This is a genomic window from Halomonas sp. I5-271120, from assembly GCF_030553075.1.
Lineage (GTDB): Bacteria > Pseudomonadota > Gammaproteobacteria > Pseudomonadales > Halomonadaceae > Onishia > Onishia taeanensis_A.
The window spans coordinates 2,021,903-2,046,203 of record NZ_CP130701.1 but is presented as its reverse complement, the minus strand read 5'-3'; the positions used below and the strand labels follow the sequence as shown (position 1 = coordinate 2,046,203).

Annotated in this window: 20 protein-coding genes and 1 tRNA gene; 12 read left to right on the top strand and 9 right to left on the bottom strand. The window is 62.9% G+C overall.

Features of this window, described 5'->3' with window-relative positions; translation table 11 throughout:
- Positions 1–4 precede the first annotated feature (4 nt).
- The 9 genes from lspA to rplU form a co-directional block, all read right to left on the bottom strand.
- On the bottom strand, positions 5–547 hold the full coding sequence (gene lspA, locus Q2K57_RS09160; RefSeq protein ID WP_112056076.1) for a signal peptidase II: 543 nt from the start codon (positions 545–547) through the stop codon (positions 5–7).
- Positions 540–3,374 carry an isoleucine--tRNA ligase gene (gene ileS / locus Q2K57_RS09155; RefSeq protein ID WP_304524897.1) on the bottom strand — a complete coding sequence of 945 codons (2,835 nt, stop codon included), beginning with the start codon at positions 3,372–3,374 and terminating at the stop codon, positions 540–542. Before ileS ends, lspA begins: the two co-directional genes overlap by 8 nt.
- A gap of 10 nt (positions 3,375–3,384) precedes the next feature.
- Positions 3,385–4,518 (bottom strand): bifunctional riboflavin kinase/FAD synthetase, encoded by a 1,134-nt coding sequence (gene ribF, locus Q2K57_RS09150; RefSeq protein ID WP_304524896.1) that lies wholly within the window; start codon positions 4,516–4,518, stop codon positions 3,385–3,387.
- Between the two features lie 158 nt (positions 4,519–4,676).
- Complete coding sequence (gene murJ, locus Q2K57_RS09145; RefSeq protein ID WP_304526675.1) at positions 4,677–6,173, bottom strand: murein biosynthesis integral membrane protein MurJ; 1,497 nt, start codon at positions 6,171–6,173, stop codon at positions 4,677–4,679.
- A 310-nt stretch (positions 6,174–6,483) separates the two neighbouring features.
- Entirely contained in the window at positions 6,484–6,750 is a 267-nt protein-coding gene (gene rpsT / locus Q2K57_RS09140; protein WP_112056073.1) for a 30S ribosomal protein S20, read from the bottom strand.
- A 246-nt stretch (positions 6,751–6,996) separates the two neighbouring features.
- Positions 6,997–8,136, bottom strand: coding sequence for a glutamate 5-kinase (proB, locus tag Q2K57_RS09135; protein ID WP_112056072.1), 1,140 nt, complete (start codon positions 8,134–8,136; stop codon positions 6,997–6,999).
- Between the two features lie 89 nt (positions 8,137–8,225).
- Positions 8,226–9,416, bottom strand: a complete 1,191-nt coding sequence (cgtA, locus tag Q2K57_RS09130; RefSeq protein ID WP_112056071.1) for an Obg family GTPase CgtA — start codon at positions 9,414–9,416, stop codon at positions 8,226–8,228.
- Positions 9,417–9,503: 87 nt separating this feature from the next.
- Positions 9,504–9,761 (bottom strand): 50S ribosomal protein L27, encoded by a 258-nt coding sequence (rpmA, locus tag Q2K57_RS09125; protein WP_112056070.1) that lies wholly within the window; start codon positions 9,759–9,761, stop codon positions 9,504–9,506.
- Positions 9,762–9,794: 33 nt separating this feature from the next.
- Positions 9,795–10,106: a 50S ribosomal protein L21 gene (rplU, locus tag Q2K57_RS09120; RefSeq protein ID WP_092527040.1), complete on the bottom strand. Its 312-nt coding sequence runs from the start codon at positions 10,104–10,106 to the stop codon at positions 9,795–9,797.
- 261 nt (positions 10,107–10,367) lie between these two features.
- Between rplU and ispB the strand changes: the two genes are divergently transcribed.
- The 12 genes from ispB (at position 10,368) to Q2K57_RS09060 (ending at position 24,299) form a co-directional block, all read left to right on the top strand.
- The gene (gene ispB, locus Q2K57_RS09115; protein ID WP_304524895.1) at positions 10,368–11,342 is read left to right on the top strand and encodes an octaprenyl diphosphate synthase; all 975 of its coding nucleotides are present in this window, start codon (positions 10,368–10,370) and stop codon (positions 11,340–11,342) included.
- Between the two features lie 116 nt (positions 11,343–11,458).
- Positions 11,459–11,535: transfer RNA gene (locus Q2K57_RS09110), tRNA-Pro, on the top strand.
- Positions 11,536–12,783: 1,248 nt separating this feature from the next.
- A complete protein-coding gene (locus Q2K57_RS09105) occupies positions 12,784–13,497 on the top strand; it encodes a GntR family transcriptional regulator (protein WP_112056068.1) in 714 nt (237 codons plus the stop codon).
- Positions 13,498–13,522: 25 nt separating this feature from the next.
- Entirely contained in the window at positions 13,523–14,740 is a 1,218-nt protein-coding gene (locus Q2K57_RS09100; RefSeq protein ID WP_304524894.1) for a CaiB/BaiF CoA-transferase family protein, read from the top strand.
- A 12-nt stretch (positions 14,741–14,752) separates the two neighbouring features.
- On the top strand, positions 14,753–16,042 hold the full coding sequence (locus Q2K57_RS09095; RefSeq protein WP_304524893.1) for a TRAP transporter large permease: 1,290 nt from the start codon (positions 14,753–14,755) through the stop codon (positions 16,040–16,042).
- Between the two features lie 57 nt (positions 16,043–16,099).
- The gene (locus Q2K57_RS09090; RefSeq protein ID WP_112056065.1) at positions 16,100–17,146 is read left to right on the top strand and encodes a TRAP transporter substrate-binding protein; all 1,047 of its coding nucleotides are present in this window, start codon (positions 16,100–16,102) and stop codon (positions 17,144–17,146) included.
- A 10-nt stretch (positions 17,147–17,156) separates the two neighbouring features.
- Positions 17,157–17,678 (top strand): TRAP transporter small permease, encoded by a 522-nt coding sequence (locus Q2K57_RS09085; protein ID WP_304524892.1) that lies wholly within the window; start codon positions 17,157–17,159, stop codon positions 17,676–17,678.
- On the top strand, positions 17,671–19,629 hold the full coding sequence (locus Q2K57_RS09080) for an aconitate hydratase (RefSeq protein ID WP_304524891.1): 1,959 nt from the start codon (positions 17,671–17,673) through the stop codon (positions 19,627–19,629). The genes Q2K57_RS09085 and Q2K57_RS09080 overlap by 8 nt, the downstream gene beginning before the upstream one ends.
- The gene (locus Q2K57_RS09075) at positions 19,629–20,561 is read left to right on the top strand and encodes a hydroxymethylglutaryl-CoA lyase (RefSeq protein WP_112056062.1); all 933 of its coding nucleotides are present in this window, start codon (positions 19,629–19,631) and stop codon (positions 20,559–20,561) included. Before Q2K57_RS09080 ends, Q2K57_RS09075 begins: the two co-directional genes overlap by 1 nt.
- A 3-nt stretch (positions 20,562–20,564) precedes the next feature.
- Positions 20,565–21,809, top strand: a complete 1,245-nt coding sequence (locus Q2K57_RS09070) for an MFS transporter (protein WP_304524890.1) — start codon at positions 20,565–20,567, stop codon at positions 21,807–21,809.
- Positions 21,810–22,116: 307 nt separating this feature from the next.
- Positions 22,117–23,268 (top strand): zinc-binding dehydrogenase, encoded by a 1,152-nt coding sequence (locus Q2K57_RS09065; protein ID WP_304526674.1) that lies wholly within the window; start codon positions 22,117–22,119, stop codon positions 23,266–23,268.
- Positions 23,265–24,299 carry a proline racemase family protein gene (locus tag Q2K57_RS09060; RefSeq protein ID WP_304524889.1) on the top strand — a complete coding sequence of 345 codons (1,035 nt, stop codon included), beginning with the start codon at positions 23,265–23,267 and terminating at the stop codon, positions 24,297–24,299. Before Q2K57_RS09065 ends, Q2K57_RS09060 begins: the two co-directional genes overlap by 4 nt.
- The last annotated feature ends 2 nt before the right edge of the window (positions 24,300–24,301 follow it).

Here is a 24,301-nt window from a genome sequence, read left to right as displayed (position 1 = left end):
TCCGTCAGGAACTGGCTCGCCCGCGGCGGGCGTCGCGCAGGGATTCGATGATCAGGCCGATGGCGCCCAGGGTAATGGCGACATCGGCCAGGTTGAAGGCCGGGAAGTACGTCTGGCCCCAGTGGAACGACAGGAAGTCGACCACGTAGCCATGCACCAGCCGGTCATAGAGATTGCCCAGGGCCCCGCCGATGATCAGCGCCAGCGCCACGGCCAGCAGGGTCTCGCCGGCGCGCAGCCGACGCATCCACACGGTGAGACCGACACTGGCGCCGATGGCAATGATGGCGAACAGCCAACGCTGCCATCCGGCGTGCTCGGCAAGGAAACTGAAGGCGGCACCGGTGTTATGCAAGAGCGTCAGGTTGAAGACCGGCAGCACCTCCACCGGACTGGCGTAGGCCAACATGGCCGAGGCCAGCACCTTGCTGCCAAGGTCGGCGACGATCACGGCAAGCGACAGCCATAGCCAGCGCAGCGGCCGCGTCATCGGCGGCGCGCTGTGCTGGTCGGCCTGCGCAGCCGCTGATGGCTCTTGATCAGGCATAGTGACGTGTCTCGCCGGGTCCGTCAGGCAGGTTGGTGATGCAGCGCCCGCAAAGGTCCGGGTGCTCGGGGTGGCTACCCACGTCTTCGCGATGGTGCCAGCAGCGCTCGCACTTGGTGTTGGCGCTTTCCACGACGCTGACCTTGAGGCCCTCGAGCTCGGTGGCCTCAGCAGCGCCGCCTTCCGCCAACGGTGCCAGGCGCACGTCGCTGGTCAGCAGCACGAAGCGCAGCTCATCGCCGAGCTTGGCAAGGGTCGCCTCGAGGGCATCATCGACGTAGAGCGTCACCTCGGCGGCCAGGCCGTTCTTGATCTGCTTGGCGTTGCGGGCGTCTTCCAGGCACTTGTTGACTGCCTGCTTGACCTCGAGCACCCGGGACCAGAACTCGCGACCCAGCGGCGCGTCCGCGGCAAGCGTGGAGAGCCCCTCGAAATAGGTCTCGAGCAGCACGCTCTCGGAACGCTTGCCGGGAATGTTCTCGTAGATTTCCTCGGCGGTGAACGACAGGATCGGCGCGACCCAACGCGCCAGTGCCTCGACCACCCGATAGAGCGCCGTCTGGGCACTGCGCCGAGCCAGCGAATCGCGCTGGGTGGTGTACTGGCGATCCTTGATCACGTCCAGGTAGAAGCCACCGAGTTCCAGCGAGCAGAAGGAATGCACCTGCTGATAGACATCGAGGAAGCGATACTCTTCATAGGCGGTCTCGATGCGCGCCTGCAGCTGGGCGGCTCGGTCGACCACCCACTGGTCCAGCGCCAGCATGTCCTCGAAGGCCACGGCGTCACGCTGGGGCTCGAAGCCGTTGAGGTTGGCGAGCAGGAAGCGCGAGGTGTTGCGAATACGACGGTAGACGTCGGCGGTGCGCTTCAAGATCTCGTCGGAGACCGCCATCTCGCCGGAATAGTCGGTGGAGGCCACCCACAGGCGCAGGATGTCGGCGCCGAGCTTGTCCATGACTTCCTGGGGCGCGACGACGTTGCCCATCGACTTGGACATCTTGCGGCCTTGGGCATCGACGGTGAAGCCGTGGGTCAGCAGGCCTCGATACGGCGGGTGGCCGTCGATGGCGCAGCCGGTCAGTAACGAGGAATGGAACCAGCCGCGGTGCTGATCCGAGCCCTCGAGGTACAGATCCGCCCGCGGGCCTTCGGCGTGGCCGAGCGGATGGGAGTGGCGCAACACGTGCCAGTGGGTGGTGCCGGAATCGAACCACACGTCCAGGGTGTCGGTGACCTTCTCGTAGTCGGCCGCCTCATCGCCGAGCAACTCGGCGGGCGTCAGGCGGAACCAGGCATCGATGCCCTCGACCTCGACGCGCTTGGCGACGTCTTCCATCAGCTCGACGGTGCGCGGGTGCAGCTCGCCGGTCTGCTTGTGCAGGAAGAACGGGATCGGCACGCCCCAGTTGCGCTGGCGGGAGATGCACCAGTCCGGGCGGTTGGCGATCATCGAGTGCAGGCGCGCCTTGCCCCAGGCCGGCACGAACTGCGTCTGCTCGATGCCGTCGAGCGCCGCTTCGCGCAGGGTACGGCCGTCGCGGGCGGTGACGTCCATGCCGACGAACCACTGCGCCGTGGCGCGGTAGATGATCGGCGTCTTGTGGCGCCAGCAGTGCATGTAGCTGTGGGTGATGGTCTTGTGAGCCATCAGTGCACCGGCCTCATCCAAGGCCGCGACGATCTTCGGGTTGGCCTTCCAGATCATCATGCCGCCGAACATCGGCAGGTCATCGACGTAGACGCCATCGCCCTGCACCGGGCTGATGAAGTCATCGAATTCCAGGCCATAGGCGCGGCAGGTATTGAAGTCGTCCACGCCATGAGTCGGCGAGGAGTGCACGATGCCGGTGCTGCCCTCGTCACAGGTGACGTAGTCGGCCAGATGAACCGTCGAGGCACGGGCGTAGAGCGGGTGACGGAACTCGATCAGGTCGAGGGCCTCGCCGCGGGTAGTGGCGACGACCTCGCCTTCCAGGCCGAAGCGCGCGAGGCAGCTCTCGACCAGGTCCTCGGCCAGCAGCAGCAGGCGATCGCCCACGTCGACCAGGGCGTAGTTGAACTCCGGATGGACGTTGAGTGCCTGGTTGGCGGGGATAGTCCAGGGCGTGGTGGTCCAGATCACTACCGCGGCGGGCTTGGAAAGCTCGGCGAGGCCAAAGGCCGCGGCCAGCTTGGCGTCATTGCCGCTCGGGAAGGCCACGTCGATGGCTTCGGACTTCTTGTCGGCGTACTCCACCTCGGCTTCGGCCAGCGCCGAGCCGCAGTCGAAGCACCAGTTGACCGGTTTCAGGCCCTTGAAGACATAGCCGCCCTTGACCATCTCGGCCAGCGCGCGGATCTCGCCGGCCTCGTTGACGAAGTCCATGGTGCGGTAGGGGTTGTCCCAGTCGCCGATCACGCCCAAGCGCACGAAGTCCTGAAGCTGGCCCAGGATCTGCTCGCCGGCATACTCGCGGCAAAGCTCGCGGGCCCGCTGCGGCTCCAGACGCTTGCCATGAGTGGTCTCGACCTTGTGTTCGATAGGCAGGCCATGACAGTCCCAGCCGGGCACATAGGGCGCATCGTAGCCGGCAAGGCTCTTCGACTTGACGATGATGTCCTTGAGGATCTTGTTGACGGCATGGCCGATGTGAATGCTGCCATTGGCATAGGGAGGGCCATCGTGAAGCACGAAGCTCTCACGGCCCTTGCGCGCCTCGCGCAGGCGCTGGTAGAGATCCATTTCCTGCCAGCGAGCTACCCGGGCGGGCTCTCGCTTGGGCAGCATCCCGCGCATCGGGAAGTCGGTCTCGGGCAGATTCAGTGTGTGCTTGTAATCGCTCATAGCCTTGGGGTCAGCCGTCATCTTGGTCGGTAGGGGCCGGGCCCACCGAGGAGTCAGAAGTCGCGGCTTCGCGCGCCATCGGCGCCGATGCCAGAGGAAGTCCGGTAGAACGTGCAATTGAGGAGGCAGCGGAAGGTGCCGCGTCATCAGCGGGGCCAGCAACGTCCTGTCGCGCCTCGCTTTCATGCGTTGTCGCTGCTGTCGTCGCTATCGAGCCATGGCGTGCGAAATAATGCCGCGCCTGGGCCTGGTCGACGGTGATCTGCTGCTTAAGGGCCTCCAGCCCATCGAAGGTGATCTCGCCACGCAGCCGGGCGCAAGGGTAGACCCGCAGCCGCTGGCCGTAGAGATCCTCGTTCACATCGAACAGATGCACTTCAAGCACCGGTCGAGTGCTGCCCACCGTGGGTCGCCAGCCGATGTTGGCCACCCCGGGCAGGCGGCGACCATCGGTCAGTTCAGTGACCACCGCATAGACGCCGCGCAGTGCCAAGGGCTGAGGCAGCAGCGGCACGTTGGCGGTGGGCACTCCAATGGTGCGGCCAAGCTGCTGGTCGACGATCACGCGCCCGGCGAGCCGATAGGGCCGCCCCAGCATGCGCGCCGCCTGGGCGAAGTTACCGCTCGCCAGCAGGGTGCGCACCCGGGTGCTTGAAACGCGCTCGTCATCGAGCAGGAAGGTGCGCGTGTGCTCGACGCCAAAGCCGTACTCCTCGCCCACCCTGGCCAGCAGCGAGAAGTCTCCGTCCCGCTCGCGGCCGAAGCGGAAGTCATCGCCGACCACCAGATGGCGCACGCCCAGGCCCGCGACCAGAACACGTTCGATGAACTGTCGCGCGGTCAAGCTGCGCAGCGCATCATTGAACGGCAGGCACAGCACCTGATCGGCGCCGCACTCGGCAAGCAACCGGGCCTTGTCGCGCAACCGGGTAAGCCGCGGCGGTGCCTGATCGCCTGCGAAGAACTCCCGCGGCTGAGGCTCGAAGACCACCACCGTGACCGGCAGCCCCAGCTTGGCGGCGCGCTCGCGCAACTGATCGAGGATCGCCTGGTGGCCACGATGGACCCCATCGAAGTTGCCGATGGTGGCCACGCAGCCTTGCGGTGCCCTGGGCAGATTGTGTAGTCCTCGAATCACTCGCATGCGTGTCTCGCGCGCCAAGTAAAGGGATCGATTATAACGGCCCGACCGTCCAGCGCCTATCCATGGCGACGGGCGCCGGATCGCTATCCGTTAAGCCGCTATCCATTTAACCGCTGGCCGTTCAGACGCCAGCCATTCAGACACTAGTCGTTCAAACGCTAGCCATTCAGACGAAAGTGCCGCAGGCGAACACCCAGTGCCGCCAGCCAGGCGAAATAGGCCAGGGCCCCGCCGGTCACCAAAGCGGCCAGAGTAGCGACGCGCGGCCAAAGCCCCCAGCCGAGCCACACCTGCCAGTTCGGCGCCAGCAGATAGAGCCCCAGCCCCATCACCACACAGCCGCCGCCCAGCTGCAGGGCGAAGCGCCCCCAGCCGGGCTGGAACACCAGCACGCCCTCGCGGCGCAGCCCGCGAGCCAGCAGGCCGGCATTGAGGAAAGCCGAGAGTGCCGTGGCCAGCGCCAGACCGGCATGTGCCAGCGGCCAGATCAGCAGCAGGTTGAAGACCATGTTGGCCACCATGGCAATGATGCCGATCTTGACCGGCGTCTTGGTGTCCTGGCGGGCAAAAAAGCCCGGTGCCAATACCTTGATCAGCATGAAGGCCACCAGACCCAACGCATAGGCCCTCAGGCTCATGGCCGCCATGGCGATGTCGTGATCGGTCATGGCGCCATAGTGAAACAGGGTAATCAACAGCGGTTCGGCCAGCACGCCAAGCGCCAGCGCTGCGGGCAGGCCCAGCAGTAGCACCGCACGCAGCGCCCAGTCGAGCATCTTCGCGAAGTGCTCGTTGGACTGCTCGGCGTGGCGCTTGGAGAGTGCCGGCAGAATCACCGTACCGATGGCGATCCCGAACACGCCAAGCGGCAGCTCGACCAGACGGTCGGAGTAATACAGCCAGGACACGCTGCCGGCGGCCAGCAAGGATGCCAGCACCGTGTCCAGCAGCAGATTGATCTGGGACACAGATACCCCGAACAGCGCCGGCGCCATCAAACGCAGCACACGCCGCACGCCCTCGTGGGCAAACGACGGCCAAGGCTTGGGTAAAAGCCCCAACCGTGCAAGGAACGGCGCCTGAAAGGCGAGCTGGGCGACACCGGCAATCAGCACCCCCCAGGCCAGCGCCATGGCCGGATCTTCCATCAGCGGCGTGAGCAACAGCGCCGCACCGATCAACGACAGGTTGAGCAGCACCGGCGTGAAGGCTGGCACCGCGAAGCGGTTCCAGGTATTGAGCACGCTGCCGGAAAAGGCCGTCAGCGAAATCAACAGCAGATAAGGAAAGGTCAGCCGCAGCATGTCGGCGGTCATCGCCAGCTTTTCCGGGTCGCGGCCGAAGCCTGGTGCAAACACCCACACCAGCCAGGGCGCCGCGAGCATCGCTACCGCCGTGATCAGCGCCAGCACCACGGTCAGGCTGCCGGCCACTGCATCGAGCAGCTCGCGGACCTCCTCGCGGGTACGGCGAGTCGCGTACTCGGAGAGCACCGGCACGAAGGCCTGATTGAAGGCGCCCTCAGCGAACAGTCGACGCAGGAAGTTGGGAATCTTGAAGGCCACGAAGAAGGCATCGGCACCGCTGCCAGCCCCCAGCAGGGCGGCGATAACCACATCGCGCACCAGCCCCAGCACTCGCGAAAGCATGGTCATGACGCTGACCACCAGCCCCGAGCGCAGCAGGCCGGCGCGAGCGACGGGCTGAGCCGCCGAGGATGTCGTGGGGTCTTGCTGAGCCACGCGCGATCGCCCCTTCTTTGTTCGACTAGAACCTAGGATTCAACTAAAAACCAGGATTCAACTAAAAGCGAGATGCCAGCCATAACACCATGTTCTAACGACAAAATGCTTCGGCGACAAAATGTTTCGGCCATAAAAAAACCGGCCGAAGCCGGTTTTTCCCTGAGGGCTAAGCGCTTGGCGCGCGAGGCGCGCCGGCCATGTCCCTAGGTCAGCGTCCGGCTTACGCAGCCAGCGCCTTAATTCGCTTGTTCAGGCGGCTCTTGATGCGAGCGGCCTTTTTCTTGGACAGCGCGTCCTTGTCAGCGATGCGGTCGATGACCGGCTGAGCTGTCTTGAACTCTGCCATGGCCTGGCTGTGGTCGCCGCCCTGGATCGCCTTGATGACGCGCTTGATGTAGGTACGCACCATGGAACGCTGACCGGCTTTAAGGACGCGACGAGCTTCTGACTGACGAGCGCGCTTACGAGCTTGTTTAGTGTTTGCCACCGTTATCTCCTTGGAGAATCATTACCGGTTTTGCCGGCAACGCTTTATAAATGTTTGACCTTGCTGGGAAAACCACAAGGCTCCCAACCGGTTTGGCCGTAAAAGTAAACGGGCCGTGTCTGAGAGGATGGCATAGTCTATCACGCGATCCTTGCCCTTGCTACAGCCCGCGCGGCCTCTGGGCCGAGCGCCTTATCTCACCACCCGGGATCACATCACCGCTCTTCGCCATATCGCCATCCGACCTTATATCACCACCAGGTTGTCGCGATGGATCAGCTCGGGGGCTTCCATGTAGCCGAGCAGGCTCTCGATCTGGTGGCTTGGCTTGCCAAGAATGCGCACGGCATCCTCGGCGCCATAGTTGATCAATCCCTTGGCGATGCGCTGACCCTGCTCATCGACGCACTCCACCATATCACCACGCACGAAGTCGCCGCTGAGCGCCTTGACCCCGACCGGCAGCAGGCTCGACCCCCGCTCGCGCAGCACCGTCACTGCTCCGGCATCCAGCGTCAGGCGGCCACGCACCTGCAGCTGACCGGCCAGCCAGCGCTTGCGGGCAGCAATCGGCGCCTGCTCCGGGCGCAGCAGCGTGCCCAACCGCTCGCCTTCGATCAGGCGTGTCAGCACCTCGGGCTGGCGACCGCTGGCGATGGCGGTGACCGCCCCGGAACGAGCCGCCAGGCGCGCCGCCCGCACTTTGGTTGCCATGCCGCCGCGCCCTAGCACACCGCCGCCGCCAGCCATCGCCGTCAGCCGCGCATCATCGGCGCGGGCCTCGGGGATCAGGCTCGCCTGGGGGTTATGGCGCGGATCAGCGTCGAAAAGTCCTTCCTGATCGGTGAGGATGATCAGCGCATCGGCTTCGAGCAGGTTGGCGACCAGCGCCCCCAGGGTGTCGTTATCGCCGAAGCGGATCTCATCGGTGACCACGGTATCGTTCTCGTTGACCACCGGCACCACCCGCAGCTCCACCAGCGTCCGCAGTGCCGAGCGGGCGTTCAGGTAGCGCTTGCGGTTGGAGAGATCGTCGTGGGTGAGCAGGATCTGCGCGGTCAGCACACCATGCCGGTCGAAGTGGCCTTCATAGCACTCGGTGAGCACGTTCTGCCCCACCGCGGCAGCGGCCTGCAGCGCATGCACGGCGCTGGGCCGTGCCTGCCAACCCAGACGCACCATGCCGGCGGCCACGGCGCCGGAAGACACCAGCACCACTTCGATTCCGCGGCGGTGCAGCTCGGCGATCTGATCGACCCAGCCGCCGATCGCCGCCTCGTCGAGGCCGCGACCGTCGTTGGTCAACAGGGCGCTGCCGATCTTCACCACCACTCGCCGCGCACCGGCCAGGGCATCCCGCCCCGGCGCCTGCTCACTGCCCGTCATTCCCTGCTCTCCCAGTCCGACACGGTCCGACCCAATATTGCCCGATGCGTCAGCGGCCAACCGCCATCACACGACCTGACATCGCACAATCAGGGCGCGTACTCGACCTCGACATCGTAATCATCGTCGTCGAAATCGTCATCATCGTCGTCACCGAAGGTTTTGCGCTTGCGGCCCAGCCGCGCCTCGGTGCGCGCTACTGACTCGCGCTCCATGCGCTCACGCATCTCGCGCTCGTGCTCAGCGACGGCCTCGTCCTCATTCTCGAGACGACGCTGCTCGGTCAGCCAGCGATAAACTGACTGCACCAGCGAATCACAGCCCTCGCCGGAGATTGCCGAGATACGGAATACCGGCCCCTGCCAGCCGAGGCGTTCGACGATTTTGTCGGCCACCGCCTGCCGGTCGTCTTCGGGCAGCAGGTCGAGCTTATTGAGCACAAGCCAGCGCGGCCGCTCGGACAGCGCCTGAGAAAAGGTCTCGAGCTCGTGCACGATCGCTTCGGCGGATTCCACCGGGTCGGTCTCATCAAACGGCGCCACATCGACGACGTGCAGCAGCAGGCGGGTCCGGGTCAAGTGCTTGAGAAAGCGCAGTCCGAGGCCGGCGCCGTCGGACGCGCCTTCGATCAACCCCGGCACGTCGGCCATCACGAAGTGCTGATGCTGACCGAGCTTCACCACCCCAAGGTTCGGCACCAGGGTGGTGAACGGATAGTTGGCGACCTTGGGCTTGGCCGCCGAGACCGCACGAATCAGGGTCGACTTGCCGGCATTGGGCATGCCCAGCAGGCCGACATCCGCCATCACCTTCATCTCGAAGCGCAGGTTGCGGCGCTCGCCTTCGGTGCCCGGCGTGGTACGGCGGGGCGCACGGTTGGTCGAGGACTTGAAATGGATGTTACCCAGCCCCCGGCGGCCGCCTTGGGCGACCAGCACCACCTGACCGATCTCGGTGACGTCGGCGATCACCTCGAGGGTATCCTCGTCGATCACCGTGGTCCCTACCGGCACCTTGACGTGCAGGTCCTCGCCGGCGCGGCCGCTCATCTGCCGGCCCTGACCGGGCCGCCCGTTCGGAGCCTTGTAGAAGCGCTGGTACTTGAAGTCGATCAGGGTATTAAGGGCGTCGTCACCGATCAGGTAGACGCAACCGCCATGGCCGCCATCGCCGCCATCCGGGCCACCCTTGGGCACGTACTTCTCGCGCCGGAAGCTCAGGCAGCCGTTGCCGCCGTTGCCGGCTTCAACGATGACCGAGGCTTCGTCGAGGAACTGCATCTCTCACTCTCCTGACGGGATATTACCGTCATGATACGAAAAGGCCCCGCCGGGGCGGGGCCTTTTTCACTGCAGGTTCGCGGCGTCTCAGGCAGAGACGACAGTCACGAACTTGCGGCTTTTCGGACCCTTGGTCTCGAACTTGATCACGCCTTCTTCCAGAGCGAAGAGGGTGTGATCCTTGCCGATGCCAACGCCGGTGCCGGCGTGGAACTTGGTGCCACGCTGACGCACGATGATGTTACCCGGTGCGACGGCCTGACCGCCGAACAGTTTCACACCAAGGCGCTTGGATTCGGAATCGCGACCGTTGCGGGTAGAGCCCGCCGCCTTCTTATGTGCCATTACGAAAACCTCCTGTAAGGGGAACCGCTGCGCTTAGGCAGAGATACCAGTGATCTTGACTTCGGTGAACCACTGACGGTGGCCCTGACGCTTCATGGAGTGCTTACGGCGACGGAACTTAATGATCGACACCTTATCGCCACGGCCATGAGAGACGACTTCTGCCGCCACTTTGGCACCTTCGACCAGCGGAGCGCCAACCTTGACGTCATCGCCATCGGCGACCATCAGCACTTCGTCAAACTGCAGGCTTTCGCCGGTGGCCACTTCCAGCTTCTCGAGCTTCAGGGTCTGACCTTCCTGAACGCGGTACTGCTTGCCACCGCTCTTGATAACTGCGTACATAGCGTATCTCCAAACACTCATCGGGTTGAGCTCTTCATCGACCTGCGGCGAGTGGCGCCCCTTTTGGCAGCCATCTGACAGGGAGCATGATGAGTCGGGTGCGGGATTATAATCGCCTCGCACCTGTCAAGCAAGTCGGCCTCATTTCCCGGACGGCGCCCAGCTTGACGCCCTACCGGGGGGCCCATAGCATAAGCGCCATCATACAGGCCCACAGTGCTCACGAAGGCCGACTCCCACCTCTATACAAGCAGCTAGCCCATGCAGCCTACAGCGTCGCCTATCCATGCGGCGGTGGCCGAGGACTTCGCCGCCGTCAACCGCACCATCCTGGCCCAGCTGGCCTCCCGGGTCCCGCTCGTCGAAACCATCGGCAACTACATCATCGAAAGCGGTGGCAAACGGCTGCGTCCGCTGCTGGTGCTGCTGGCTGCCCGTTCGCTTGGCTATGATGGCAACCGCCACATCACCCTGGCGACGCTGATCGAGTTCATGCACACCTCGACGCTGCTCCACGACGACGTGGTCGACGAATCGCACATGCGCCGTGGTAAGACTACCGCCAACGATGCCTGGGGCAACGCGCCCTCGGTGCTGGTCGGTGACTTCCTCTATTCCCGCTCCTTCCAGATGATGGTCGAAGTGGGCTCGATGCGGGTCATGGAAGTGCTCTCCGGCGCGACCTGCACCATTGCCGAAGGCGAAGTGCTGCAGCTGACCAATATCGGCAATCCCGACATCGACGAAGCCGCCTACTTCGAGACCATCCAGGGCAAGACCGCCATGCTCTTCGAGGCCGCCAGCCACAGCGGCGCGATTCTCGCCGGCGCCAACGCCGAGCAGGAAGCCGCCCTGCAGCGCTTCGGCCGCTACCTGGGCCTGGCCTTCCAACTGGTCGACGATTTGCTCGACTATCAGGGCGATGCCAAGGCGATGGGCAAGAATGTCGGCGACGACCTCGCCGAAGGCAAGCCGACTCTGCCGCTGATCCAGGCCATGGCCAAGGGCACCCCCGAGCAGGCCAAGCTGATCCGACGGGCGATCCGCGAGGGCGGCCTCGACCACCTCGACGAAGTGCTCACCATCGTGCGCGAGACCGGCGCGCTGGAGTACACCCGCGAGCGAGCCGTGGCCATGGCCGACCAGGCTCTGGCCGAACTCGATGCCCTGCCGCCCAGCGTCTATCGCGACACCATGGCCGAACTGACCCATCTGGCAGTCGACCGGCAGACCTGAGCCGCGAATGGGATACGAGTGGCCGATAAAACGGAAAAAGCCAACCACCATTAGGGCTTGCATCCCACCAACGGATCCGTATAATGCGTCTCCGTTGGGCCACACGGCTCAAGCATCGGAGTATAGCTCAGCTTGGTAGAGCGCTGCCTTCGGGAGGCAGAGGTCGTAGGTTCGAATCCTGCTACTCCGACCAAAGAACATAGTAAAAACGGCCACCTAGCTCATACGAGCGGTGGCCGTTTTTCGTTGCTGCGATTATAGATAGCAAGTGGGCCACACAGACAGATGTGGTTTGTGAAGAGGTGTGTAATACCGCTCTGCGATAGATACCGCTTTATCACCCACTTAGCATCGCTTCCCCCTCTCCCCGTTCTTCCTGTTTATACGTCAGCTTTAGCATATTACTGCTGGAGCTACTTGGCTTTAGCCCCGCGAAGCTGGCTATATGCAAGGCAGCGCTTGCTGTACGCAACCTATCTGAAGACCTCCTGAAGGCCATTGGTAATGCCCATATATGGAAATATGTTACTAAGCCGCGATGCAAACGGCAGCTTCGAAACGGCAAATCAGGTGCGCCTAGGATTTTCCGATGGTCGCAACGAGACCTAGCTGCGAGACCTGTTGGCCGGGCACTCTGACCTACTGCCTATCAAAGATGTCGGGCGCTAGCGCTCCCAGGCATCACTCCGGGCTGGCTGGCAGCTACGCGTCGGTGATAGAGCGAATCAGGCGGGTGCCAGGGACTTAAAGCGCGACGCCCCAGTACGCAGCGATCCCTGACAGTCTTGCTGCCATGCCACATCGCCGAATATGTGGCCGTCCACGAGCTGATCTGTCTGATGGAGCCCCACCATGCCCCCAGCCTTCTGGCGACTGCTGGATCGAGCCAAGCCTCCATGAGCATCGCAAGGCCGCGCTGGCGCGGCACGGTATTGAGGTGGTGGGGATCTCATAACGCGACAGAGGCGTTCTCAGGAGGTGCCGACAAATCGGCATTCACGACTAGAGGGATATCCTGCCACCTAAAAGACCCCACCGGCATGCCCCTCCCCATTCCGCCACCAGCACCGCATGCTTATCCAACCTGCGCCAGGTTTCACCTATCCGTTCGCACCACTCAATGACCAGCCACTCAATGACGAGGGCGACACGGAAACTTCAATGACGGCAAACAGCTATCGTAGCGAAAGTTACCCGGGCAATACCGAGTAGCTCGAGCGAATGCTGCGATGTCAGTGTCGGGCCTCCCGACTTTTGAGCCGCACACCTGAAACCAGGTCAGCGGAGGTGAGCGGCCGCTTGGCGTCGGAAACCATAGCCAATCTGCCGATATCACCGGCGCGACAGACCAAAATTGCATACAACATCTCGACCAAGGTCCAATATTTTGCGCTCAAAATGCACACTAACCTCAACATTGCATGCAATAACAGGACGCGAGATGGAAAAGGCAACCTCGACACAGACCTCAACGGGAATCCAGACGGCCACCACGAAGGTGCACGACGTCATCAAGCAGCGGATTCTCGATGGCCACTATCAGGCACATGAATACGTTCGGGAGACGAGTGTCGCGCGCGAGCTAGAGGTCAGCCGGACCCCGGTGCGTGAGGCACTGCGCGAGCTGGTTTCCGAGGGTTGGCTGGAAGCGACGCCTCATCACGGCTCTCGTGTGGTGGCCTGGACGGAAAAGGATGCCCGTGAGGTATTCGAATTGCGCCTAGTACTTGAACCCATGGCCATTCGCCTGGCCTGTGAGCATATGAACAAGCAGTGTCTCGCACGGCTCGAGGCCATGGCGAGCCGCATGGAAGACCTTACCGAACGGGTCGAGACGGACTATGACGTGCGTAATGAGATCGCCCTTCTCAATCACGACTTTCACCGCGAGCTCATCCTCGCCGGCGGCAATCAACGACTTGCCAGCTTGCTGGATAGCGTGGTGCGAACCTCAGTGATCCGACGCAACTTCGGCAACTACAAGCTCGCTAATCTTCGCCGCAGCATGCGCCACCATCGGGAAATCCTAGACGCCATCCTGGCGGGAAGCCCGACATGGGCCGAGAACGTCATGCGCGCCCACCTGCTCGCGGCCCGTGCCCTGCACGTCCAGTTTCCTGATGCCGCCGACGCCTCGGAGGCATCGACCCGTTAACTCCTGCAGAGGGATTACAACAACAATGAGTGATCACGACACGCACGCTCCAACGCCCCTCGACAACATCAAGGTCCTCGAACTCGGCCAATTAATTGCCGGGCCCTATTGCGGCCAGGTGCTGGCCGACTTTGGGGCCCAGGTCATCAAGATCGAGCCCCCCGGCAAGGGAGATGCCATGCGCCAATGGGGCGCAGCCGACAGCGACACTGGCGAGCCTCTTTGGTGGAACGTCATTGGGCGTAACAAACAGTCGCTGACGCTGGATCTACGCCAACCTCGCGGCCAACAGCTATTACGCGAATTGGCCAGCGACGCCGATGTGATCATAGAGAATTTCCGGCCCGGCACTATGGAGCGCTGGGGGCTAAGTTACGACGTCCTCTCCCGCGACAACCCTGGCCTGGTGATGGTGCGTGTCACGGGCTTCGGTCAGGACGGCCCCTACGCCTCGCGTGCCGGTTTCGCCTCGGTGTGCGAGGCCATGGGCGGGCTACGTTACTTGAGCGGCCACCCGGATCGACCGCCGGTGCGAGTAGGTATCTCAATCGGAGACACCCTGGCTGGCTTGCACGCTGCGCTCGGCACGATGATGGCACTACATCAGCGTGAGCGAACCGGTCATGGCCAGGTGGTCGACAGCAGCATCTTCGAGTCAGTGCTGGCAATGATGGAGAGCCTAGTCCCCGAGTATGCCCGCGCCGGAAAGATCCGCGAGCGTAGTGGTAGCGTGCTAAAAGGTATCGCGCCTTCCAACGCCTATCCGGCCCGCGATGGCCGAAACGTGATCATCGGTGCCAACCAGGACACAGTCTTTCGCCGACTTTGTGAGGCGATGGGCCAACCGACACTGGCCGACCACCCGGACTACGCCACCCACCGGGCGCGCGGCGAACACCAACAGGCGATTGATGATGTCATTGCGGTTTGGACACAACAACACGACGCCCAGCAGATCGTCGACCATCTAGCCGATGCTGGTGTCCCGGCAGGGCTGGTCTTTCGTGCGCCAGACATGCTTGAGGACCCGCACTTCCAGGCCAGAAAGGCCATCGTCGAAGTGCCCGACCACCACGGTAAGCCCCTGCCGATGCAAAGTGTCTTCCCTCGGCTCTCCAGCACCCCCGGAAGCGTGCGGCATGTAGGCCCCATCCTCGGCGAGCATACCGAGTCCATCCTCTCTGACTGGCTCGGTCTGAACGCCGAGGCTCTCGCCGCCCTGCGCGACGACCAGGTGATCTGACGGAGGCCTCCCATGGATCCCGTTCTTGTGCTTCTCGTACTGATAGGGCTAATCATTTTCGGTGCCCCTATCTTCCTGGCCCTCGGCCTCTCTGGCTTGCTGGGGCTCTACATGGCCCGCGGCTCGATGGCTTTCTTCTTTGCGCCCTCATCGCTGTTCGGCCAGTTGAACGCGTTCGAACTGATTGCCCTGCCTTTGTTCATCCTGATGGGCAACTTCCTGGGAGCGACCCCGGTAGGCTCAAGCCTTTTCACCGCCGCCGTGCGCTGGCTGAACTGGCTGCGAGGCAGCCTTGCAATATCATCGGTGGGTGCCTCGGCAATGTTCGGCGCGGTGTCCGGGGTCAGCCTGGCCGGCGTCGCAGCCGTCGGCTCCATTGCCGTCCCGCAAATGCTTGACCGCGGCTACAGCCGTTCTCTCGCCGCAGGCTCGGTGGTGAGTGCCGGAGCCTTGGCGATGCTGATACCACCCAGCGTGCCCTTCATCATCTATGGGGCCGTGGCCAGCGTCTCGGTCGCTGACCTGTTCATCGGCGGTATCGTGCCCGGCATCCTGCTGGCACTCGCCCTTTGCGTCTTCATCTATATACGCGTTCGCCTGAACCCCGACGAAGCACCGGTCAGCCAGGAACAATTTACCTGGAAGCAGCGCTGGAGCAGCCTCGCCAATATCTGGCATGCCGGGCTATTGGTGCTGGCGGTGCTCGGCTCGATCTATTCGGGACTGGCGACACCCAGTGAGGCCGCCGGCATTGGAGCGCTGGGTGCCTTCCTGATTGCCACTGTGGTGTTTCGCAGTCTTAGTTGGGCGAAGTTCATGGCGATCATGGGCAACACGGCGAGAATCAGCGGCACCATCCTGCTGATCATTGGCTGCGCCAAGATCTTTGGCGACTATCTCAACATGGTCCGCGTGCCGCAGCTGCTTACCGAAGCGCTCACCTCCTCCGGCTTGCCTACCTGGGCCATTCTGATCGCCATCATGCTGCTGCTGATTTTGCTGGGAATGATCGTCGATGCCGTCTCGCTGATCGTCGTCACAACACCGGTGCTACTACCGCTGATCACCGCTCTGGGCTACGACCCTCTGTGGTTCGGCATCATCATGGTGCTCAATCTTGAGATTGCCGTGGTCACACCACCGGTTGGCCTTAACCTTTATGCCCTGAGGGGTGTCTGTCCGGAGCTCAGGATCGAGGAGATCATCCGCAGTGCTCTTCCCTTCGTCATCGTGCAGTTCCTCGTGCTGATGCTGTTCGTGCTCGTGCCCAGTCTCAGCCTGTGGTTGCCGGGGATCATGTAACCCCGGTCTAGCAACGCCAACGCTACGCTGTTTTACAACAACAAATGGAGATTCAGCATGCACCTCACTCGTCGACAAGTCCTCAAGTACGGCACCTTCGCCACTGCAGGCGCGTCACTGTTCGGTACTAAAGGCCTGTTCGTACCCCAGGCCCAAGCGGCAACGAACATGACTGGCGTCACCTATCTCCCGCCCTCATACAAGGCACTGACCTACGGATCAAGCCGCTTCGTGGAGCTGCTCAAGGAAAACGGCGGCGATGCCCTGTCCGTGGATTTCTACGATTCTGGCCAGTTACTCAAGGCCGATGAGCAGTTGCCCGCCCTGCGCTCGCGCAGCATCGACTTCATGTTCCACACCTTTTCCTACATTACTCGTTCGGTACCTATTCTGGGCGTCACCGGCCTACCTGGGGTGGTCGGTGAGCTGTATCGACATCCCGAGCGCCTCAAGTTAGGCAGCCCCTTGATGAACCTGATCAATGAGGAGCTGGCTAAGGAGAACCTATACCTGCTCACCTCGGGTGGCGGCATCCTCGAGCCGGAGTATATCTGGAGCACGGCAGCCAGCCCGATCCGTCGCCTTGAGGAAGTGCGTGGCAAGAAAATCCGCATCGTAAGCTTCGAGGCCACCAAGGCTCTGGAGCCCTACGACATCGGCGCCACTCGCATCCCCTCCTCGGAAACCTATATGGCGCTGCAACGTGGCACCGTCGACGCAGGGGTATTCAACATCTCGACGATTATCGGCCGCAGCCTCCAAGAACAGCTGAAGTACTGCTACAAGCTGCCGATGACCGGCTTCTCTGTCGCTCCCTTCATGCTTCGTGATACCTGGGACAACCTGGATGACGATGCCCGGGCCGTGCTTGATAAGGCCGTCAGCTGGTACGACGAGCACTTCATCACACACTGCAACGACGACATCTACGCCAATGAATACTGGCCTCAAGTTCAGGAGGCCGGCGTCGAAGTCATTATCCCAAGCGACGAGGAGATCGAGACATTCAATGCCAGCGTCCAAGGCGTCTGGGATCACTGGAAGGCCGAAGTCGGCGAAGAGGTTGGCGAGCGAGCCATTGCCCTGGCACTTGGCAAGGCCTGAGGAGGTTCGCATGACCAAGACGGCCATGAGTGGCTGGGACGGCCTGCTGGCCGTCCTCCACTGGACCACAAAGGCGGTATTGGTATTCATGATGGTATCGATCTGCTACGACGCCATCATGCGCTATGCCTTTGCCGCCCCAACCAGTTGGAGCCTGGAGATCAACTCCTTCCTGCTGGTTTACCTGGCGGTGATCAGTGCCGCCGAGGCCCAGCGCCACGACGCTCACATCCGCATCACCTATTTCAAAGACAAGCTGCCACCGCGCCTGCGCATCAGCATCGACCTGCTCACCGGACTGCTGGGCGCCGCATTCTGCGCCATCCTGGTGTGGCGTGGTGGCATCATGACGCTGCAAGCCCTGGAATATGGGGAGCGCGTTTCAAGCTCGCTGGGGACGCCCATGGTCTACCCCTACGCGCTGCTGCCGATTGGCTTCGCCGCACTGGGGCTGCAATTCCTGATCGACGCGCTCACCGCCATTCCACGCCTGAGCGAGACCACCGATGAGGAGGCGCCCTACCATGGCTAGTACCCTGAGTCACAAGCTGATCGCCGATCACCTGGTCGGCGGCGACATGACGCCCGGCCAAGAAATCGCCCTGCGCATGGACCAAGCCTTGCTGCAGGACGTACTGGGTACTCTGGTAATGCTCGAGCTGGATGCCATGGGCCTGGAGCGGGTACATACCAGCCCCAGCGTGCAGTACATCGACCACACCCTTGTCCAGCAGGATAATATCAACGCCGATGCCCATCTTTTCCTGAAGAGCGCCTGCGAACGGCTAGGGGTCTGGTATAGCGGCCCCGGCAACGGTATCAGCCACCCCGTCCACATGGAGCGTTTCGGCGTGCCGGGCCAAAGCCTGGTGGGCTGCGATAGCCACACTACCGCGGCCGGCGCCTTGGGAATGCTGGCCATTGGTGCTGGCGGCATCGAGGTTGCCATGGCGATGGCCGGCGAACCCCTCTATTTACCGATGCCCGAGATCATCGGAGTATATTTGGAAGGCGAGCTGCCAGACTGGGTCAGTGCCAAGGACATCATCCTTGAGCTGTTTCGTCGCCATGGCGTTGCCGGGGCAAAAAACTGCATTCTCGAGTACCACGGCCCCGGGCTCGCCAACCTGAATGCCATGGACCGCCATGTGCTGGCCAACATGGGCACCGAAATGGGCGCCACCGCCAGCGTCTTCCCCAGCGATGAGGTCATTCGCAACTTCCTTATCGCCCGAGACCGTGAGAGCGAATGGCAGCCGCTTCACGCAGACCCAGGCTGCCACTACGATCGCAGCGAGCGTCTAGACCTCTCCACGCTGGTTCCATTGATCGCGCTACCCTCAAGCCCCGACAACGTCGTCCCGGTCGCAGAGGCCGCAGGCGAGCCGATGTATCAGGCTTACATCGGCTCCTCGGGCAACCCTGGCTTTTGTGACTTTGCGGTGGTCGCCGAGATCGTGAAGGGCCACAGCATCGCCGATGCGGTGTCCCTGGATATAAACCCCTCGACGCGCCAAGTGCTCGCCGCCCTCATCGCCGAGGGCCACCTCGGTCACTTGGTGTCAGCTGGCGCGCGACTTCACCAGCCCGGCTGCAACGGCTGCATCGGCATGGGACAAGCACCAGCAGCCGGGCGTAACAGCCTGCGCACCGTGCCACGCAACTTCCCCGGCCGTTCCGGAACCCGCGAGGACAGTGTCTTCCTGTGCAGCCCCGAAACCGCCGCCGCCTCAGCGCTCAAAGGAGTGATTACCGACCCAAGAACCCTGGACATGCCATATATCCGGCCCCGGGAACCTGCTCGTATGGCCGTCAACGACCTATGGTTCGTGCCCCCGATGCCGCCAGAGCGTGCCAGGCAGACCAAGCTGCTGGCGACCGATAACACCCCACCGCTGCCACCGCTGGACCCGCTGCCGACTCGCATTGAGGCCCCTATTCTGCTCAAAACAGGCGACAACGTTTCCACCGACGACATCATGCCTGCCGGAGCCCAGGTGCTGCCGCTCTGGAGCAATGTCTTCGCCTCAGCGGACTATGCCTTCGCGGCCCTTGACCCTGACTACGTGAGGCGAGCCCGGGAACACGGCGAGACAGGCCACGTCATCGTGGGTGGTAACAACTATGGCCAAGGCTCGAGTCGCGAAAACGCCGCACTCGTGCCGAGGCTGCTTGGCCTGCAGGTAGTCATCGCCAAGAGCTTCGCGCGAATCCACTGGCAGAATCTTCCAAGCTTCGGCGTGCTGCCGCTGACTTTTGCCGATCCCGGGGATCATGATCGAGTTCTCAAGGCCCAGACGATAACGATCGACGACCTGCCTAATCAACTCAGCGGCGATGGAAAGATCATGGCTCATCTCGACGGCGAGCCACTGCCCCTGTACCACGAACTAAGCCCACGCCAGATCGACATCCTATCCGCAGGCGGAGTAATCAACTGGCTCCGACATCGCCCCGCCAAGACGAAACAGGTGACCTTTTAATGCATTCCTTCTCACCGCCACCCCGGGTGGAAATTGTTGAAGTCGCACCGCGCGATGGCTTTCAGTCAATCCACGACCCATTGCCCACTGCTGACAAGCAGCGCTGCATCGCGGCGCTGCTGGATGCCGGCATTACCCGTCTCGAGATCGGTTCCTTTGTAAGCCCCAAGGCCATTCCCCAGATGGCCGATACCGGCGAGCTGTTCGCGGACTTCGCCAATCGTCCGGGGTTGCGGCTCTCGGCCCTAGTTCCCAATCTCAAGGGCGTCGAACTTGCGCTGGATCACGGCATCCGAGAGCTGGTCTATGTGGTCTCGGTGTCCGAATCGCACAACCAGGGGAACGTGCGCCGCAGCGTCGACGAATCCCTAGAAGACTTGGGACGCGTGATCGCACGCCTGCGCCAAACCCAGGGCACTCGGCTGCGCCTTGACCTCGGCACCAGCTTCGACTGCCCCTTCGAAGGCACCATCGACTGGCGACAAGTCGATGCCGTGCTTGCCAAGGCATGTCGGCTCGCCGACGACCTCCCCTTGGAAGTGGCGCTCTGCGATACCACCGGCCGCGCTACTCCCTACCAGGTAGCCAATCATTTCAGCCGACTACGCGAGCGACACGATACCGAAGGGCTGGACTGGGCGTTCCATGGCCATGATACCTATGGCATGGGCGTCGCTAACGCCCTCTTCGCTATCCATCACGGCGCCACGGCCGTGGACAGCGCCTGTGCAGGACTCGGGGGGTGCCCCTTCGCCCCCGGAGCCACAGGCAACACCGCCACCGAGGACCTGCTCTATGCCCTGCAAGGCGGCCAGGTCGAGACGGGAATTGACCTGCCAAAGCTGCTCAACGCTGCAGACCTGATTGCTGCCCTTCCAGGCGGCCAGACCGCCAGCCACCTTCGCAAGGTGCCACGTGAGCGCGTGAGCTAGCGGATGACAGTCATCGTCCTGTTGGCCACTACCCTGGTGCTGGCCTTTTCGTCACTGGTGGCACTGTTTCCTGCTGCCATCGCACCGGCGTTAGCCACTTCACTGGGCGTATCCTCTGCGACGGTAGGCTTCCAGATCAGCCTGGTCTTCGCCGGGGCCATGCTCACCTCACTGGTGGGTGGCCCGCTGACCCGGCGTCTGGGCCCCTGTCGGACCAGCCAGCTTTCCCTGGCCCTTCTGGGCGGTGCCGCCGCCATGCTCTCGATACCCAGCTTGCCAACCTTCGCCCTGGCCTCGCTGACTGCCGGGCTCGGTTACGGCATGACAAACCCCTCCGCTTCACTGCTGCTAGTCCGCTTCACACCCGTCGAACGGCGCGGGCTGATTTTCTCATTAAAGCAGTCCGGCGTGCCCTTGGGCGGCGTTATCGCCGGCGCCAGCGCCCCCGCGTTAGCACTTTCGGTAGGCTGGCAAGCTGGCCTCTTGCTGCTGACCGCCATCGCCTTGCTCGGCATCCTCGTCTTGCAATGGCCCCGCGCGCACTGGGATAACCAACGCGATCCCAGCACGCCCTGGCTGGCTTCGCCCTTCTCGGGACTCTCGGTGGTATGGCATCAGCGCTCGCTACGCTACGTCGCCTTGCTTAGCCTCTGCTTCTCGGCAATCCAGCTATCGATCTCGGCCTTCACGGTGTCGCTGCTGGTAGAAGATCTCAGTTTTGGACTGATGGAAGCGGGATTCGTGATGTCGGGGGTACAAATCTGCGGCGTGGCGGGACGCGTAGGATGGGGGTGGATCGGCGACCGGCTAGGCGACCGGCTAACCACACTGTCCATCATTGCGATGACCACGGCGGTGGGCGCTTTACTGGTCGCGAGCCTGACACCCGCCTGGCCAAAACCAGTGGTAGCTGGACTACTATGCCTGCTGAGTCTCTCTTCGCTGGGATGGAACGGCGTCTTCATGGCCGAGATCACGCACTTGGCACCCTTGAACCGCATCGCCGACGCGGCGGGCGGCTGCCTGGTCTTTACCTATGGCGGTGTGCTATTGGGACTGCCGGTAGTCACGGCGCTGCACAGTGTCTTCGACCGCTACACCACAGTCTTCCTTATGCTTGCCGGCGTCTCCATGATCGGGCTATGGCTGATTCGACTGGCAAAACGTGCATGCCAGACATCCTCCCCGGCCGAGGTATCTACCTCCACCGCCAGCCCTGTAACCAGCGCAAGCCGAGACCATCAATAACTCGACGGTTAGATGCCAGGGCCCGGGTATGTTCCTTACACAAGCCAACGTCTTGCACAGGCCAGCTCCACAAGCTGAGCGCAGGGCCAGCGCCGTAATTTGACGCCATCCTGATCGGGTAAATCAAGTAGTTACCGGCTCTAGTCACAGCCATACCACGTAAATAATTTCTCCTGCGCATGGGGTTCCTCGCGGCTACTCTTCGGGTGCATATTGTCGGCTAGATGCTCGACAACGCTAACTATCTGACGACAAGAGGAGACCCGCTGTGCCTGCCGACACACCGACCGATCAGCTACCCACCTCCATGGCCGCGATGCTTTTGACCGGCCATGGCGACATCGACAAGCTCGTCTACCACGATGACGTGGCGGTGCCCCAGCCGGGCCCTGGCGAGGTGCTGGTGCGCGTCACTGCAACGGCCAAGAACAACACCGACCGCAAGGCCCGCGAGGGGCTCTACCCCACCAAGGACAAGGGCGATGTCACGTCCTTTGCCATGGGCGGCTCGCCGACGCTGACCTTCCCGCGCATCCAGGGCGCCGATGTGGTCGGCCATGTGGTGGCGGTCGGTGACGGCGTGGCTAGCGTGCGGGTTGGCGAGCGCGGCCTTCTCGACTTCAACCTCTACCCCGATGAGCGCCGCGACCTGAACCTGGTGCCGGATTACTACGGCCACGGCGCCGACGGCGGCTTCGCCGAGTACATTGCCGTGCCCTCGGATCAGTTTCATGCGGTCAGCAACCCGGGGTTACACGATGCCGAGCTCGCCGCCATGGGCATGTGCTCCTACCAGACCGCCTACCACATGATGACGTCCGCTCGGATCTCGGCCGGCGAGCGAGTGCTGGTCACCGGCGCCAGCGGCGGCGTGGGCACGGCGTTGATTCAGCTGTGCCGCATCGTCGGTGCGATTCCCTATGCACTTAGCCAGCCGGACAAGGCCCAGGCCCTGCTCGCGCTGGGCGCTGAAGCCGTACTGGACCGCGGCGACATGACGGACTTTACCGAGCAGGTGAAGGCCGTTACCGGCGGCGCGCCCATCGATGCGGTGATGGACCTGGTCGGTGGCGAGATGACCGATCGCTTCATCGACACCATGATCTTCGACATGCGCCGTCGCAGCACCTACCCGCGCCTGTCCATTGCCGGCGCCAGCGGTGGCAACCTCAGCGAGATCATGTGGACACGCGTCTATCTTTATCAGGTGCAGATCTTCGGCGTGTCTCACGGCACCCGTGCCGAAGCCGAACAGCTCGTCGAGTGGATCCGCAGTGGCCAGCTCAAGCCGGTGCTGCACGCCGCCTTCAAGCTCTCCGCCCTGCACGACGCCGAGCGCTACTTCGTCAATCGCGGCAGCAACTACCTGGGCAAGATCGTGATCGTGCCCGATGCCCAATGGGCCAAGCACGGCGCCCCCTTCGCCCTTAACGACGCCCCTCAGGAGAGCGCCCAATGAGCCAGCCGCTGAGCTTTCAACTGATCGACACCCATGCTGGCGGCGACGTCAGTCGCATCGTCATCGGCGGCATCGCGCCGTTGCCCGGCGCTAGCGTACGCGAGCAGATGCACTACCTGCGCGATGACGCCGACGGCCTGCGCCGGCTCTTGCTCGAGGAGCCCTACGGGATTCCCGAGATGTCGGTAGACCTGATCGTACCGGCCACCGATACGGCCGCCGCGGCGGGCTACATCATCATGGAGGTGATGGGCTATCCCATCTATTCCGGCTCGAACACCATCTGCACCGCCACCGCGGTGCTCGAGAGCGGCATCGTGCCCAAGCAGGAGGGGCACCAGCAGTTCAAGCTGGAATCGCCGGCCGGGCTGGTGCAGATCGATGCACGGGTCGAGAACGGCGTGGTCGAGTCCATCACCTGCGAGGGCTTACCCAGCTATATCGACACCTACCAGGCCAGCATTCAGGTGCCCGGCATCGGCAAGGTCACCTATTCGATTGCCTACTCCGGCGGTTTCTATGCGCTGGTGGATGCTACCGAGCTCGGCTTCTCACTGGTGCGCGAAGAAGAGCGGGCACTGGCCGAGTGCGCCCACAAGATCGTCGAGGCCATTCAGGCCGAGCGCGGCTTCTCTCACTACAGCCTGGGCGACGTGGGCCCGCTGCCCTTCCTGCACTTCATGGGCCCGGTCGAACGGGTAGCGGACGATTTCTATCGCTCGCGCTCGACCACCTACGTACACCCCGGCGTGATCTGTCGCAGCACCACCGGCACCGGCACCTCGGCACGTCTGGCACTGATGCACCACGAGGGCCGCATCAAGCCGGGCGACAGACTGGAAACCGTCTCGCTTCGCGAGACCGGCTTTATCGGCGAGTTCACCGGCACCCACTTGGAAGGCAGCCAAGCGGTGGTGGAAAACACCATCACCGGCAAGGGCTATGTGTTGGCCCGCTCGGAGATCGTCGTCAACTGTGACGACCCGATGGTGGAATGCCAAGGGCTTCGCCATATCCTGACGCAGGGCTAGCA

Bases quoted from the DNA above. Each gene is read 5' to 3' on its own strand.
- lspA (WP_112056076.1), bottom strand. From the start codon at position 547: ATGCCTGATCAAGAGCCATCAGCGGCTGCGCAGGCCGACCAGCACAGC.
- ileS (WP_304524897.1), bottom strand. From the start codon at position 3,374: ATGAGCGATTACAAGCACACACTGAATCTGCCCGAGACCGACTTCCCG.
- ribF (WP_304524896.1), bottom strand. From the start codon at position 4,518: ATGCGAGTGATTCGAGGACTACACAATCTGCCCAGGGCACCGCAAGGC.
- murJ (WP_304526675.1), bottom strand. From the start codon at position 6,173: ATGACCATGCTTTCGCGAGTGCTGGGGCTGGTGCGCGATGTGGTTATC.
- proB (WP_112056072.1), bottom strand. From the start codon at position 8,136: ATGACGGGCAGTGAGCAGGCGCCGGGGCGGGATGCCCTGGCCGGTGCG.
- cgtA (WP_112056071.1), bottom strand. From the start codon at position 9,416: ATGCAGTTCCTCGACGAAGCCTCGGTCATCGTTGAAGCCGGCAACGGC.
- rpmA (WP_112056070.1), bottom strand. From the start codon at position 9,761: ATGGCACATAAGAAGGCGGCGGGCTCTACCCGCAACGGTCGCGATTCC.
- rplU (WP_092527040.1), bottom strand. From the start codon at position 10,106: ATGTACGCAGTTATCAAGAGCGGTGGCAAGCAGTACCGCGTTCAGGAA.
- ispB (WP_304524895.1), top strand. From the start codon at position 10,368: ATGCAGCCTACAGCGTCGCCTATCCATGCGGCGGTGGCCGAGGACTTC.
- Q2K57_RS09105 (WP_112056068.1), top strand. From the start codon at position 12,784: ATGGAAAAGGCAACCTCGACACAGACCTCAACGGGAATCCAGACGGCC.
- Q2K57_RS09100 (WP_304524894.1), top strand. From the start codon at position 13,523: ATGAGTGATCACGACACGCACGCTCCAACGCCCCTCGACAACATCAAG.
- Q2K57_RS09095 (WP_304524893.1), top strand. From the start codon at position 14,753: ATGGATCCCGTTCTTGTGCTTCTCGTACTGATAGGGCTAATCATTTTC.
- Q2K57_RS09090 (WP_112056065.1), top strand. From the start codon at position 16,100: ATGCACCTCACTCGTCGACAAGTCCTCAAGTACGGCACCTTCGCCACT.
- Q2K57_RS09085 (WP_304524892.1), top strand. From the start codon at position 17,157: ATGACCAAGACGGCCATGAGTGGCTGGGACGGCCTGCTGGCCGTCCTC.
- Q2K57_RS09080 (WP_304524891.1), top strand. From the start codon at position 17,671: ATGGCTAGTACCCTGAGTCACAAGCTGATCGCCGATCACCTGGTCGGC.
- Q2K57_RS09075 (WP_112056062.1), top strand. From the start codon at position 19,629: ATGCATTCCTTCTCACCGCCACCCCGGGTGGAAATTGTTGAAGTCGCA.
- Q2K57_RS09070 (WP_304524890.1), top strand. From the start codon at position 20,565: ATGACAGTCATCGTCCTGTTGGCCACTACCCTGGTGCTGGCCTTTTCG.
- Q2K57_RS09065 (WP_304526674.1), top strand. From the start codon at position 22,117: ATGGCCGCGATGCTTTTGACCGGCCATGGCGACATCGACAAGCTCGTC.
- Q2K57_RS09060 (WP_304524889.1), top strand. From the start codon at position 23,265: ATGAGCCAGCCGCTGAGCTTTCAACTGATCGACACCCATGCTGGCGGC.